This is a genomic window from Streptomyces sp. NPDC048182 (assembly GCF_043202555.1).
In the GTDB taxonomy this organism is placed as follows: domain Bacteria; phylum Actinomycetota; class Actinomycetes; order Streptomycetales; family Streptomycetaceae; genus Streptomyces.
The window spans coordinates 410,084-423,375 of record NZ_JBIDAQ010000004.1; the positions used below are offsets into that span (position 1 = coordinate 410,084).

General features: G+C 74.5%; 13 protein-coding genes. 5 read left to right on the plus strand and 8 right to left on the minus strand.

Annotated features, from left to right (window positions below; all coding sequences use genetic code 11):
- The first annotated feature begins 1 nt into the window (after window position 1).
- Window positions 2-1,447 (plus strand): argininosuccinate synthase, encoded by a 1,446-nt coding sequence (gene argG / locus ACGFZL_RS10625; protein WP_393690612.1) that lies wholly within the window; start codon window positions 2-4, stop codon window positions 1,445-1,447.
- A gap of 31 nt (window positions 1,448-1,478) precedes the next feature.
- Here argG and ACGFZL_RS10630 read toward each other — a convergent pair whose 3' ends face one another.
- From ACGFZL_RS10630 to ACGFZL_RS10640, 3 genes are all read right to left on the minus strand, one after another.
- Window positions 1,479-2,189 carry a DUF6215 domain-containing protein gene (locus tag ACGFZL_RS10630; RefSeq protein WP_393690482.1) on the minus strand — a complete coding sequence of 237 codons (711 nt, stop codon included), beginning with the start codon at window positions 2,187-2,189 and terminating at the stop codon, window positions 1,479-1,481.
- 67 nt (window positions 2,190-2,256) lie between these two features.
- A complete protein-coding gene (locus tag ACGFZL_RS10635; protein ID WP_393690483.1) occupies window positions 2,257-3,702 on the minus strand; it encodes a glyceraldehyde-3-phosphate dehydrogenase in 1,446 nt (481 codons plus the stop codon).
- Between the two features lie 59 nt (window positions 3,703-3,761).
- Window positions 3,762-5,045 (minus strand): amidohydrolase, encoded by a 1,284-nt coding sequence (locus ACGFZL_RS10640; RefSeq protein WP_393690484.1) that lies wholly within the window; start codon window positions 5,043-5,045, stop codon window positions 3,762-3,764.
- A gap of 193 nt (window positions 5,046-5,238) precedes the next feature.
- Between ACGFZL_RS10640 and ACGFZL_RS10645 the strand changes: the two genes are divergently transcribed.
- Window positions 5,239-5,640 (plus strand): SseB family protein, encoded by a 402-nt coding sequence (locus tag ACGFZL_RS10645; RefSeq protein WP_355168928.1) that lies wholly within the window; start codon window positions 5,239-5,241, stop codon window positions 5,638-5,640.
- A 79-nt stretch (window positions 5,641-5,719) separates the two neighbouring features.
- On the opposite strand, the gene ACGFZL_RS10650 is transcribed toward ACGFZL_RS10645, so the two are convergent.
- Window positions 5,720-6,112, minus strand: a complete 393-nt coding sequence (locus ACGFZL_RS10650) for a MarR family winged helix-turn-helix transcriptional regulator (RefSeq protein WP_393690485.1) — start codon at window positions 6,110-6,112, stop codon at window positions 5,720-5,722.
- A 115-nt stretch (window positions 6,113-6,227) separates the two neighbouring features.
- On the opposite strand from ACGFZL_RS10650, the gene ACGFZL_RS10655 reads away from it, so the two are divergent.
- Window positions 6,228-7,064, plus strand: a complete 837-nt coding sequence (locus tag ACGFZL_RS10655; protein WP_393690486.1) for an undecaprenyl-diphosphate phosphatase — start codon at window positions 6,228-6,230, stop codon at window positions 7,062-7,064.
- A gap of 22 nt (window positions 7,065-7,086) precedes the next feature.
- On the opposite strand, the gene ACGFZL_RS10660 is transcribed toward ACGFZL_RS10655, so the two are convergent.
- Window positions 7,087-8,262, minus strand: coding sequence for a D-alanyl-D-alanine carboxypeptidase family protein (locus tag ACGFZL_RS10660; protein WP_393690487.1), 1,176 nt, complete (start codon window positions 8,260-8,262; stop codon window positions 7,087-7,089).
- A gap of 179 nt (window positions 8,263-8,441) precedes the next feature.
- Window positions 8,442-9,581, minus strand: a complete 1,140-nt coding sequence (rho, locus tag ACGFZL_RS10665) for a transcription termination factor Rho (RefSeq protein WP_393690488.1) — start codon at window positions 9,579-9,581, stop codon at window positions 8,442-8,444.
- 315 nt (window positions 9,582-9,896) lie between these two features.
- Between rho and ACGFZL_RS10670 the strand changes: the two genes are divergently transcribed.
- Window positions 9,897-10,655 carry a class I SAM-dependent DNA methyltransferase gene (locus ACGFZL_RS10670; RefSeq protein WP_393690489.1) on the plus strand — a complete coding sequence of 253 codons (759 nt, stop codon included), beginning with the start codon at window positions 9,897-9,899 and terminating at the stop codon, window positions 10,653-10,655.
- Here the strand turns inward: ACGFZL_RS10670 and ACGFZL_RS10675 are convergent.
- Both ACGFZL_RS10675 and ACGFZL_RS10680 read right to left on the minus strand, forming a co-directional pair.
- Window positions 10,625-11,398 (minus strand): GntR family transcriptional regulator, encoded by a 774-nt coding sequence (locus ACGFZL_RS10675; protein ID WP_355168918.1) that lies wholly within the window; start codon window positions 11,396-11,398, stop codon window positions 10,625-10,627. The two genes, ACGFZL_RS10670 and ACGFZL_RS10675, sit on opposite strands and share 31 nt — an antisense overlap.
- Window positions 11,399-11,538: 140 nt before the next feature.
- Window positions 11,539-12,126, minus strand: coding sequence for a hypothetical protein (locus ACGFZL_RS10680; protein WP_393690490.1), 588 nt, complete (start codon window positions 12,124-12,126; stop codon window positions 11,539-11,541).
- 335 nt (window positions 12,127-12,461) lie between these two features.
- Between ACGFZL_RS10680 and ACGFZL_RS10685 the strand changes: the two genes are divergently transcribed.
- On the plus strand, window positions 12,462-13,292 hold the full coding sequence (locus tag ACGFZL_RS10685; protein ID WP_393690491.1) for a putative protein N(5)-glutamine methyltransferase: 831 nt from the start codon (window positions 12,462-12,464) through the stop codon (window positions 13,290-13,292).

The following is a 13,292-nucleotide window of genomic DNA, read 5'->3' on the forward strand; positions in this document are numbered from 1 at the left end:
TATGTCCAAGGTCCTCACCTCCCTGCCCGCCGGCGAGCGCGTCGGCATCGCCTTCTCGGGCGGCCTCGACACCTCGGTCGCGGTCGCCTGGATGCGCGACAAGGGCGCCGTCCCGTGCACCTACACCGCCGACATCGGTCAGTACGACGAGCCCGACATCGCCTCGGTGCCCGAGCGTGCGACGGCCTACGGCGCGGAGCTCGCCCGCCTCGTCGACTGCCGCGCGGCGCTGGTCGAGGAGGGTCTTGCCGCGCTGACCTGCGGCGCGTTCCACATCCGCTCCGGCGGGCGGGCGTACTTCAACACCACGCCGCTGGGCCGCGCCGTCACCGGCACGCTGCTGGTGCGCGCGATGCTCGAGGACGACGTGCAGATCTGGGGCGACGGCTCGACCTTCAAGGGCAACGACATCGAGCGGTTCTACCGCTACGGCCTGCTCGCCAACCCGCAGCTCAGGATCTACAAGCCGTGGCTGGACGCCGACTTCGTCACCGAACTGGGCGGCCGCAAGGAGATGTCGGAGTGGCTGCAGGCCCACGACCTGCCCTACCGGGACTCCACGGAGAAGGCGTACTCCACGGACGCCAACATCTGGGGCGCCACCCACGAGGCCAAGACCCTGGAGCACCTGGACACCGGCGTGGAGACCGTGGAGCCCATCATGGGCGTGCGGTTCTGGGACCCGGCGGTCGAGATCGACCCCGAGACCGTCACCATCGGCTTCGAGCAGGGCCGCCCGGTCACCGTCAACGGCAAGGAGTTCGCCTCCCCCGTCGACCTGGTGATGGAGGCCAACGCCATCGGCGGCCGGCACGGCCTCGGCATGTCCGACCAGATCGAGAACCGCATCATCGAGGCCAAGAGCCGCGGCATCTACGAGGCCCCCGGCATGGCGCTGCTGCACGCCGCCTACGAGCGGCTCGTCAACGCGATCCACAACGAGGACACCCTCGCCCAGTACCACGCCGAGGGGCGGCGCCTGGGCCGGCTGATGTACGAGGGCCGGTGGCTGGACCCGCAGGCCCTGATGATCCGGGAGTCGCTGCAGCGCTGGGTCGGCTCGGCGATCACCGGCGAGGTCACCCTGCGGCTGCGGCGCGGCGAGGACTACTCGATCCTCGACACCACGGGCCCGGCCTTCAGCTACCACCCGGACAAGCTGTCCATGGAGCGCACCGAGGACTCCGCGTTCGGCCCGGTCGACCGGATCGGCCAGCTCACCATGCGCAACCTCGACATCGCCGACTCGCGCGCCAAGCTGGAGCAGTACGCCGGCATCGGTCTGATCGGCAGCGCCGGTACGGCCGTCGGAGCCGGCCAGGCGGCGGCGACCGGACTGATCGGCGCCATGCCCGAGGGCGGCGCCGAGGCCATCGCCTCCCGCGGTGAGGTCTCCGAGGAGGACGAGCTGCTCGACCGCGCGGCGATGGAGTCCGGCACCGACTGACCGGCGCGGCGGACCGGCCTGCGCCGGAAGGTCAGCCGGCCCGCCACCCCGGGATCGTCGGCAGCACCCGCTCGGCGACGCGCAGCAGCGCCGCGTCGTCGGGCGGCACGGCGTCCTCCCGCCAGAGGCTGATCTCGTAGGAGCCGCCCTTGTCCTTCGGGTCCATGGCGACCGTCAGGGTCCTGGCGGTTCCGTTCGGGCCCGCAGCGGTGCCCTTGGGGGCGCCGAAGTCGATGGAGAAGGTCGGGGTGCTGCTCAGCGTGGCCGGCCGGCCGAGGACGGTCCGCAGTTCCGAGTCGTCGCCGAAGAGCTCATGGGCCTCGGTGACCGACAGCCGGTCGTAGGTCGCGGACACCTGGACCGCGTACGTGGCGAAGCGGACGGTCGACTCGGGGGTGCGGATCTCGGTCTTCGCGCCCGCCGGCCGGAACGAGCTGTCGCCGCCGTCCGCCGTCTCGGCCTTCTCGCCCGGGACACCGAGGAGCGCCGCCAGGTCCGGGCGGTTCAGCGCGGTGCACAACTGGTCGCCGGAGACATGCCCCGACGGCGCGCGGTCGCGCGGGGTGGGGCTGGACGGCGTGCAGGTCGCCGCGGGCAACTCCGCGGTGGAGGCGGCGGCCGAGCCGGGCCCCAGGAGGTGCCACAGTCCGTAGCCCACCACGCCGCCCACCAGCACCAGCGCCATGATGGCCTGCACCCACGGGTTCCCGTCCCGTTCGGCCGCCGAAGATCCGTCTGTCACGTACTCGTCCCCGCCCCGTGTCCGGCGCGCGCCCCCCGCGCGCCGGAGCAGGTTATCTGATCTTCGATCAGACGGCCGGTGCCGGGTACGTCGGGTACTCCACGCCCGACACGTGCTGCACGACGCGGACGACCTGGCAGGAGTAGCCGAACTCGTTGTCGTACCAGAGGTAGAGGATCGCGTTGTCGCCCTCGACCTTCAGCGCGCCCGCGTCGACGATCGAGGCGTGGCGCGAGCCGATGAAGTCGCTGGAGACCGCGTCCGGGGCGCTGATGAAGTCGATCTGGCGCTTGAGCGGCGAGGTCAGCGACACCTCGCGCAGGTGGTCCAGGACGTCCTCGCGGGTCGTCTCGCGGGCCAGCTGGAGGTTGAGGATGGCGATCGAGACGTCCGGCACCGGCACCCGGATCGAGCTGCCGGTGATGGGCGCCTTCAGCTCGGGCAGCGCCTTGGCGACCGCGGAGGCCGCGCCGGTCTCGGTGATCACCATGTTCAGCGGCGCGCTGCGGCCCCGCCGGTCCGACTTGTGGAAGTTGTCCAGCAGGTTCTGGTCGTTGGTGAAGGAGTGGACGGTCTCCACGTGCCCGCGCAGCACGCCGTACTCGTCGGTCATCGCCTTCAGCGGCGGCACGATGGCGTTGGTGGTGCAGGAGGCGCAGGACAGGATCCGCTCGTCCGGCTTGACGGTGTCGTGGTTGACGCCGTGCACGATGTTGGGGACGTCGCCCTTGCCCGGGGCGGTCAGGACCACCTTGTCGATGCCGGGCCGCAGGTGCTTGGACAGGCCCTCGCGGTCGCGCCAGCGGCCGGTGTTGTCGATGAGGATGGCGTCCTTGATGCCGTACGCCGGGTAGTCCACGGTCGTCGGGTCGTCCGAGTAGATGACCTGGATCTCGTTGCCGTTGGCGATGATCCGGCCGCGCTCCTCGTCCACCGTGATGGTGCCCTGGAACTGGCCGTGGATGGAGTCGCGGCGCAGCAGCGAGGCGCGCTTGACCAGGTCGCCGCCGCCGCTGTCGCGGACCACGACGGCGCGCAGCCGCAGGCCGTTGCCGGAGCCGGCCTTCTCGATCAGCAGCCGGGCGAGCAGCCGGCCGATCCGGCCGAAGCCGTAGAGGACGACGTCCCGCGGCTCCCGGCGCTCGATCTTGTTCGCGCCGGTCGCGCCGGCGACGGCCTCGGCGGTGAACTCCTCCACCGACAGACCGCGGTCGTCGGTCCGGTGGGCCTCGGCGAGCAGGCCGATGTCGATCTGCGAGGGGCCGAGGTCCAGGGCGGTGAGGGCGCGCAGGAAGGGCATCGTCTCGGTGACCGACAGCTCGACGCCGGCGATCTGCCGGGCGAAGCGGTGGGTCTTGAGGATGCTCACCACCGACTTGTTCACCAGGGAACGGCTGTGCAGCAGGACCGTGACGTCCTGCTCCCGGTGCAGCCTCCCGATCATCGGGATCATCGATTCCGCGGTCTCTTCGCGGTGCTTCCAGTTGGTGAACGAGTCGTCGTTGACAGTCACGTCTCTATCTTTCGAGCTAGGCGGCGCTCATATGCTAACCCCACCGCCCAGCTGATCGATCAAGCGGGTCCCGCCCCGGAGTCGGTGCTCAGCCAGGCCAGTGCCGCCACGGCCAGCGCCCGCACCCCGGTGTCGAGGGTGGGCTGGAGGACCGGCGCGAAGGACGAGCTGTGGTTGGTCGGGATGTCCTGCCCGACCGTCCCCTTCCGCTCGGCCTCGGCGAACCGCTCCGGGTCGGTGCCGCCGATGCCCCAGTAGGTGTACGGCACCCCGAAGGCGTTCGGCAGCTCGCTCATGTCCTCGCTGGCGGTCTGCAGGGGGAGGGTGTGCGCCGCGTCCCCGAAGTGGGCGGCGAAGGCGTCGGCCACCCTGGCGGTGACGTCGGCGTCGTTCACGGTGGGCGGGAAGGCGTTGAGGTGCTCGATCTCCGGCTCGGCCGGGGCGCCGGACGCCTGGGCCTCGGCGCGCACGATCCGCTCGATCGCGGCCAGCACCCGCCCCCGGGTCTCCTGGTCGTAGGTGCGCACGTTGAGCTGGAGCACCGCCTCGTCGGGGATGATGTTCGGCCCAGTGCCCGCCTGGACGCTGCCCACCGTCACCACGGCCGGGGTGGTGGCCGCCGTCTCCCGGGAGACCACCGTCTGCAGCCGCAGCACGCACATCGCCGCCATCACCACCGGGTCCACCGCCGCCTGCGGCGCCGAGCCGTGGCCGCCCCGGCCGCGCAGGGTGACCCGCAGGTTGTCGGCGGCCGAGAGCACCGAGCCGGCCCGGGTGCCCACGTAGCCGGCCGGGTAGGGCAGCACGTGCTGGGCGAGGACCACGTCCGGGCGCGGCACCTTGTCCGTCAGCCCGTCCTCGACCATGGCGCGGGCGCCGTCGCCGGGCTCCTCGGACGGCTGGAAGAGCACCACCAGTGTGCCCCGCCAGGCGCCCGTGGCCGCCGCCATCAGCCGGGCGAAGCCCACCATGCAGGCCACGTGCACGTCGTGGCCGCAGGCGTGCATCACCGGCCGCCGCACGCCGTCGGCGCCGGTGCCGGTGGCGGTCGACGCGTACGGCAGGCCCGTCGCCTCGCGCACCGGCAGCGCGTCCATGTCGGCGCGCAGCATCACCGTGGGCCCCGAGCCGCGCCGCAGGACGCCGGTCACGCCGGTGCCGCCGATGCCCGTCGTCACCTCGTAGCCGAAGCCGCGGAGCGCCTCCGCGGCCTTCGCGGCGGTGCGGTGCTCCGCCAGGCCCAGTTCGGGATGGGCGTGCAGGTCGCGGTAGAGGTCCTCGACGTCCGGCCGGATGCCGTCCAGACCGGACAGCACGGCGTCCACACTGGCCTCGGCGGTCATGGCGCGCCCTCCTTCTCCCCGGCCCCGCCGGGTGACTCGGCTCTCGCGTCAGCGAAACACCCCGGTGGGCGGCCCGCAACCGTCCCCGGCGCGGGGGATTGGCCGGTCGGCGACCGGGTACGCGAGCCAGAACCGTCCCCGCGCCACACGCACAGGGGCGGGCCGTACCACCGCCGCTAGCAGGGAATCTGTCATGGAAACACCCGCGAACGACAACACCGTCTCGCCCGCCCAGCGGGCCCTGGACACGCTCGCCGAGAACACGCAGGACACGGCGGCGCTCGACACGCTCGCCGGCAGCGACGTGCTCGTCCCGGTGCCCGACGACGCGAACGACCAGGACGCCGCCGATCCCGGGATGCTGGCACTGCCCGTCCTCGAACAGCAGGGCGGCCGGCAGGTGGTGCCCGTCTTCACCTCCGAGCTGGAGATGGCCGACCTGCTGCCCTACGTCTCCCGCTACCGCCTGGTGCCGCTCGGCGCGCTGGCCGCGCAGTGGCCGGCCGACGACCTGTCGCTGTCCATAGACGCCGGCTCCGAGCACCGCCTCACGCTCACGTCCGACGGCGTGCGCACCTTGCTGGCCCGCTCCTGAGGCAGGCCTGCCCCTCGGTGACCGCAGAGCCCGCCGGCTTCCCGCCGGCGGGCTCCCGTACGTCTGCGTCGCCGCGCGCCTACGCCTCGCCGAGGGTGCGGTCGAGCACCGCTCGCTGGAGCGGGAGCACCTCGGCGTGCAGGTCGCGGCCCCGGTCGGTCAGCGCGACCCACACGCCGCGCCGGTCCTCGACGCACAGCGAGCGCTCGACCAGCCCCTCCTTCTCCAGCCGGGCGATCAGGCGGGAGAGCGCGCTCTGGCTGAGGTGGACCCGGCCGACCAGGTTCTGCACCCGGCACTGGTCGCCCTGCTCGGGCGCGGTGGTGGCGAGGATGTCGAGGACCTCGAAGTCGCTCGCGCCCAGGCCGTGGGGATGCAGCGCGCGGTCGATCTCGCACATGGTGCGCGCGTGCACCGAGAGGATCTCCCGCCACTGCTCCGCCAGCCGCGACCCGGCCGTTGTGACTGCCATACCTGCACGGTAGCACCGGCGTCCCACTTATTTGACTGTGCAACTAGTCTTCGGGGCCGTGCGTGCGGGGGTGGCGCCGGGGCGGACACAGCCGGATGTAGTAAGACGGGTGCTCATGAGCGCCATCAGCATCGGTCAGGCCGTCGTCCTCGGAGCGGTGGAGGGGGTCACCGAGTTCCTCCCCGTCTCCTCCACCGGGCATCTCAAGATCGTCGAGGGGCTGATGGGCATCCCCGTCGACGACGACGCCGTGGTGGGCTTCTCGGCCGTCATCCAGGTCGGCGCGATCGCCGCGGTGCTCGTCTACTTCTTCAAGGACATCGTGCGCATCGTCGCCGCCTGGCTGCGCGGCCTGACCGACCGGGAGCAGCGCTACCACCACGACTACCGGTTCGCCTGGTGGGTGATCTTCGCGACGCTGCCGATCGTCGCCGTGGGCCTGGCGGCGAAGCCGCTCATCGAGGGCCCGCTCGCCTCCCTGTGGGTGGTCGCCGGGTCGCTGATCGCCGGGAGCGGCGTGATGTACGCGGCGGACCGGCTCGGCCGGCACAAGCGGGGCGAGGACGACACCTCGCTCACGGACGCCATGCTGGTCGGCGGCTCGCAGATCCTCGCCCTGCTCTTCCCGGGCTTCTCCCGCTCCGGCGCCACCATGTCCACCGCCCTGCTGCGCGGCCTGGACCGGCTGGCCGCCACCCGGCTCTCCTTCTTCCTCGGCATCCCGGCCCTGACCGGCGCCGGGATCTACGAGCTGAAGGACGCCCTCGGCACCGGCGCGGGGGCCGCCCCGCTGGCCGCCGGCACGGCCGTCTCCTTCGTGGTGGCGTACGCCTCCATCGCCTGGCTGCTGCGGTACATCGCCAAGCACACCTTCAACGCCTTCGTGCTGTACCGGATCGCGGTGGGAGTCCTGCTCTTCGGGCTGCTCGGCACCGGCGTCCTGCACGGCTGACCGCCCGCCCGCGTACCCGGACTCAGTCCCGGCGCCGGCCGCGCAGGCCCAGGTGCAGCCCCAGGGCCACGGCGCCCGCGCCCAGGCCCGCGGCGCCCGCGACGGCGCCGGTGGCCGCCCAGTCCGTCGCCGCAGCCCGCTCCGGCCCGGCCGCTGCCGGGGTGGGCACGGCCGCGGGTCCGGGCCGGGCCCGGTCGCCGGCGTCGAGGGAGCCGACCGGGTCGACCCGGCCGGCCGCCGCGAAGCCCCAGTCGAGCAGCGAGCGGGTCTCCTCGTACACGGCGTGGCCGCCGCCGTCCTGCGGGTTCATCACCGTCACCACCAGCACGCGCCCGCCGCGCCGGGCGGCGGCGACGAGGGTGTTGCCGGCGTTGCTGGTGTAGCCGTTCTTGATGCCGATCAGACCCGGGTAGCGCTCGACGCCGTCGGCGCCGGTGAGCAGCCGGTTGGTGTTCTTGATCCCGAACGTCTCCCCGTGCTCGCCGGGGAACATCGCGTCGACGGTGGCGCAGTACCGCGCGAAGTCCGGGTTGCGCAGCCCGGCCCGCCCGAACACCGCCAGGTCGTACGCCGAGGACACCTGCCCCGGGGTGTCGTAGCCGTCCGGCGAGAGGACGTGGGTGTCCCGGGCGCCCAGGTCACGCGCCCGCGCCTGCATCCGGGCGGCCGTGGCGGACCAGCCGCCGGTGAGGTCGGCCAGCACGTGGACGGCGTCGTTGCCGGAGTTCAGGAAGACGCCGTTCCACAGGTCCGAGACGCGGTAGGTGCCCCCCTCGGTGACGCCGACCAGGCTGCTGCCCGGGCCGACCTCGGCCAGTTCGCGCGCGCTGACCTGGTGGCGGACGCCCCCGGGCAGGGCCGGCAGCACGGTGAGGGCGAACAGGGTCTTCAGGGTGCTGGCGGGCGGCAGCCTGCGGTGCGCGTCGTGGGCGGCCAGCACGTCGCCGCTGCCCGCGTCGGCCACCACCCAGGACAGGGCGGAGACTTCCGGCACCTCCGGCGCTCCCGGGCGGAGCCGGACCTGGGTGCCGGGGCGGTCCAGCGCGGACGGCGGGGCCGCCGCCGGGGAGCCGCCCGTCCCGGCGGGGTCCGGGCGCCCCGCGCGCGCGGCCGCGGCGCCGGGCAGCAGCGCGAGCAGGCCCGCGGCGCAGAGGGCGCAGGTGGTGCGGACCGTCCGGGATGAGAATCCGATAGTCATATCGCACAACGTAGGAAGGGGGCGCCGGAACGCCACGCCGGCCCGGCCGAGCCGCGCGGGCGCTCACCCGGATGCCGTACACGCCGGCCCGGGGTGCCTGGCCGGCCGTCGGTACACGCCGGAACAGAGGACGCGCCGGAACAGAGGACACGCCGGAACAGAGGACGCCCGGACCGCCGTCAGTCCGCCGGCAGCGTCGGCTGGACCTGCCGCAGGAACGCCGCGTTGTCCGGCGTGCGGCGCATCCGCTCGAGGAGGGTCTCCGCGGCGGACGGGACGTCCCGCCCGGCCAGCACCCGGCGCAGGCCCCGCACGGCGGCCGACTCGGCGGCGGAGAGCAGCAGCTCCTCCCGGCGGGTGCCGGAGCCGGCCGGGTCCACGGCGGGGAAGACCCGGCGCGTGGCCAGCTCGCGGTTGAGCCGCAGCTCCATGTTGCCCGTGCCCTTCAGCTCCTCGAAGAAGAAGTCGTCGGCGCGCGAGCCGGTCTCCACCAGGGCGGTGGCGAGGATGGTGAGCGAACCGCCCTCCTCGGCCTGCCGGGCGGCGCCGAAGAACCGCTTGGGGCCGAGCAGCGCACCCGCGTCGACGCCGCCGCTCAGCGTCCGGCCGCCGGAGGAGGCGGCGTTGTTGTGTGCCCGGCACAGCCGGGTGAGGGAGTCGAGCAGGATCACGACGTCCTCGCCGGCCTCCACCAGCCGCTTGGCCCGCTCGACCACGAGGTCGGCGAGGGCGATGTGCTCCCTGGCGCCGCGGTCGAAGGTGGAGGCGTAGACCTCGCCGGCCACCGAGCGCCGCATGTCGGTGACCTCCTCGGGGCGCTCGTCCAGGAGGACGACCATCAGCCGGGCCTCGGGATGGTTGCCGGCGACGGCCGCGGCGAGCTGCTTGAGCAGGATGGTCTTGCCGGCCTTCGGCGGGGCCACGATCAGCCCGCGCTGCCCCTTGCCGACCGGGGCGAGCAGGTCGGTGACCCGCCCGGTGAGGCCGGCCGCGGGGTGCTCCAGGCGCAGCCGGCGGTGCGGGTGGACCGGGGTGAGCTCCGCGAAGTGCGGCCGGCGGCCCGGTGCGCCCGCCGCGCGTCCGCCGACCCGGACGACGTCGGCCAGGGTGCGGCGGTCACCGCGCACGCCCTCGACCAGGTCGCCCTTGCGCAGGCCGTGGCGTCGGATCAGCGCGGGGGAGAGGGCGGGGTCCGCCGGGTCGGGGAGCAGGCCCGGGCCGCGCAGCCGGCCCTTCCCGCCCGCCTCGACGTCGAGGACGCCGGTGACGGTCTCGGCTGGGGACTGCTGTACCGGGGGGTGTTCGAGTGTGGTGGTCATGGGATCGGTCCTTTCGCGGACACGGGCACGAGACATGCGTGAGGAAGGGGAAGCCGCGCGAGGGGTCGGACGACACGCCTCGGGATACGGCGGAGAAGCGCCTCGGAGACAGCGGGGAGAGGCCCCGCTCACGAGGTGGTGCTGAGAAGCGGACGCGCCGGGAAGGGCGGGTCGGCGATCGAAGAGGCACCGGGCCCAGAACGGGCGGAATAGAGGTGCTGCCCGAACCGTACCACCCCGACCGGCACCGCGCCAGGAAGCGGCTCCCCGGAGCGGCGGCCCGGCCCCGCCCCGACCGCCGCCTAGGCTGGCCGGATGTTCAGTCCCGGAGGCCCCACCCTGCGCGAACTCGCCGTCCAGGCGCTGTCGTCCGTCGAGCGCGGCTACGACCTGCTCGCGCCGAAGTTCGACCGCACCCCGTACCGCACGCCGGCCCCGGTGCTCGACGCGGTGGCGGACGCGCTCGCGCCGCTGGGACCGTTCGGCACCGGGCTCGACCTGTGCTGCGGCACCGGGGCGGGCCTGGACGTGCTGGCCCGGCTGTGCCGGGACCGGGTGACGGGCGTCGACTTCAGCGCCGGGATGCTGGCCGTCGCGGACCGGCGCGCCGCGCCCGGCGCGCCCGCGGCCTCCCTGGTGCGGGCGGACGCCAGGGCCCTGCCCTTCCGGCCCGCCTTCGACCTGGCGGTCAGCTTCGGGGCGTTCGGGCACTTCCTGCCCCGCGAGCTGCCGGGGCTGTTCGCGGGGGTGCACGCCGTGCTGCGGCCGGGCGGCTGCTTCGCCTTCCCGGTCGCCGCCCCGCCGCGCCCCGGCTCTCCCGGCTACTGGACACTGCTGGGCTTCGACGCCGCGATGCGGGTGCGCAACGCGGTGTGGCGCCCGCCGTTCGTCATGTACTACCGGACCTTTCGCCTCGGCGAGGTGGGCCGGGAGCTGGCGCGGGCCGGCTTCCGGACCGAGCTGCGTCCGCTGCCCTCCTTCGGCCGCCGGGCCGACGGCAGCCCGCGCGTGCGGCTGGTGACGGCCTGGCGGACGGGGGCGGCTCAACCCGCGGCGGGCAGGGTGAACTCGTAGACCAGCAGCTCCGGTTGGGCGTCGACCACCAGGTCGGTGATCTCCAGTGGGCGCGCGTACTGGTCGTGCACCCGCCGGGTGACCCGGACCGAGGGCGCGTCGGAGAGCGGGCTGATCGTGTCGCGGTGATGCAGCGTCAGGCCGGCCCGGCGCATCCAGTCGTAGGCCCGCCGCAGCTGCGCCACGGCGGTTCCGTCGGCGCGGTCGCGGTAGCGGGCCAGCTCCTCGACCTCGGCCAGCGCCACCGCGGAGAACGAGGTGACGGCCGTCCGCCGGCCGCTGCCGTCCGCGCAGGCCGCGGCGTAGCGGTGGACCAGCGTGGGCCGTCCCGGCGCCAGACCCAGCGCCGCCGCGTGCTCCGACGACGGGGCCTCCCAGGTGACGGTGGCCCGGTCCCCGCCGGCCGGCTCAGCCGGGCGGGCGCCGACCGGGAAGGCCAGGGCGGCCGGGAAGGTGACGGCCGCCGCACCCCGGGCGGGCGGCCCGGGCAGGGTGGCGTGGGTGCCCCGCCGGTCGGTGGTGACCAGGCCGTCCCGGCGCAGCACCTCGAGGGCCTGCCGTACGGTCTCCCGGCTCACGCCGAAGTGCTCGGCCAGCCGGCGCTCGCTCGGCAGGCGCCGGCCGGGCGGGACGGTCCCGTCCCGCAGCTCGTTCAGCAGCCGGGTGACCACCTTCCGGTACAGCGGCGGTGTCTCGGGGTCGGACGGGGGACGGAGCCGGTCGTGCGGGCTGGTGCGGGCCATGCCGCGCCCTCCTGTGGGTGACGTGCGGTAACCGTGCGGAACCTGTGCGCCACCAGACCTATCATTGGTCTAAACCAGCTGGGAAGGGCGGCCCGCCGGTTCGGCCGAAACCGCACCGTCTCCCGGTGGTCGCGGAGGCCTCAGGCCGGGCGCCGGTGCGTCCAGTGCGGCTCCGTGCCAGCCCACGCGCGCTCCCACTCCGCCAGCCGGCGGCGCAGGGTCACCCGGCGCACCAAGCCTTGTGCCAGCAGGACCGCCAGCGCCGTCGAGGCGGCGGCGCACACCCCAAGGGTGAGCGTGTGCTGCCAGACCACGGCGCCGTCGGCGGGCGGCGGCACGGCGCGGCCCCTGGAGTCGAGCCACACCCGCACCGTGTCGCCGGGCCGGGTGCCGGCGGGGACCCGGGCCGCGGTGGTCGGCCGCGCGCCGCCGGGGGCGGTCCAGCGCACGGTGGCGCGGTAGGCGTGCTGCCCGCCCGCCTGCACGGTCGGCAGCGCCGCCGGGGGCGGGCCGACCACCGTCGCGCTGACCCGGTGCCGCTCGGCCAGCTGCTGCCGGGCCGCGTCTCGCGCCTGGTCGTGCCCCCACCAGGCCGCGGCGGCGCCCGCGAGCGGTGCCCCGACGAACAGCAGCACGGCGACGGCCACCGCCGTCCACGCCTCGACCACGTCCGACCTGCGGCGCAGCGGGTTGTGCCGCCAGCGCCAGCCACGCACCCGGGTTCGCATGCTCGACCTCACCCTCCGCGGTCCCCGGGACCGGAGGACCGCCTCACGCTGCCGGACAGGTGCCCGGCGCGGCGGCCCGAAAACTCGGTGGCGCGCCACTGGTCCCGCGCCGGGCATCCGTTGGCTCGATCGGTGCGGTCGCCAGGCCGGTCGGACGTCGGGGCCGCTGGGGTAGGCTGGCCGGCGGCCGAGGATCGTCCCGGCCGCCGGAGCTGGAGGAGGTGGGACCCATCACCGCTGTGTCGGCCCGGGTGCTCTCACCTCACGGCAGTACGGTCACCGTCGACGGATGACCGCGGGAGCGCCCTTCGGTTACCGAAAGGCTCTCGGCCTCCATGCCCGTTTCCCCTCCCTCTCCTTCCTCCCCTTCTCCTTCCCCTTCCTCCTCCGGGTTCCCTCCCGCGTCCCGTGACCGGATCGCGGCCGAACTGCGCGCCGCCGGCTGCGTCTTCGCCGAGGACGAGGCGGATCTCGTCCTCGCCGCCGCCCGCACCCCCGCGGAGGCCGCCGCCCTGGTGGGCCGCCGCGTCACCGGTCTGCCGCTGGAACTCGTCCTCGGCTGGGCCGGGTTCGCCGGTCTGCGGATCGCCGTGGCGCCCGGCGTCTTCATCCCGCGCCGCCGCACCGAGCACCTGGTGGCCGAGGCGCTCGCGCAGGCGCCCGGCGCGGCCGTCGTGGTGGACCTGTGCTGCGGCTCGGGCGCCGTGGGGGCCGCGCTGGCCGCCGCGCTCGACGGGCCCGAGGTGCACGCCGCCGACATCGACCCCGCCGCCGTGCGGTGCGCCGAGGGCAACCTCGCCGCCGTGGGCGGCCGGGTGCACCAGGGCGACCTCTTCGCGGCGCTCCCCGGCAGCTTGCGCGGCCGGGTGGACATCCTCGCCGCCAACGTGCCCTACGTCCCGACCGGCGAGGTCGCCCTGCTGCCCGCCGAGGCCCGCGATCACGAGCCGACCGCCGCCCTGGACGGCGGCGCCGACGGCCTGGACGTGCTGCGCAGGGTCGCCGCCGAGGCGTCCCAATGGCTCGCGCCGGGCGGCTGCCTCCTGGCGGAGACCAGCGAGCGCCAGGCACCGGCCGCGGTGGACGCCTTCACCCGGGCCGGCCTCACCACCCGCCTGGCGGTGTCGGAGGAGCTGTACGCCCACGTGGTGATAGGCGTGGGATAG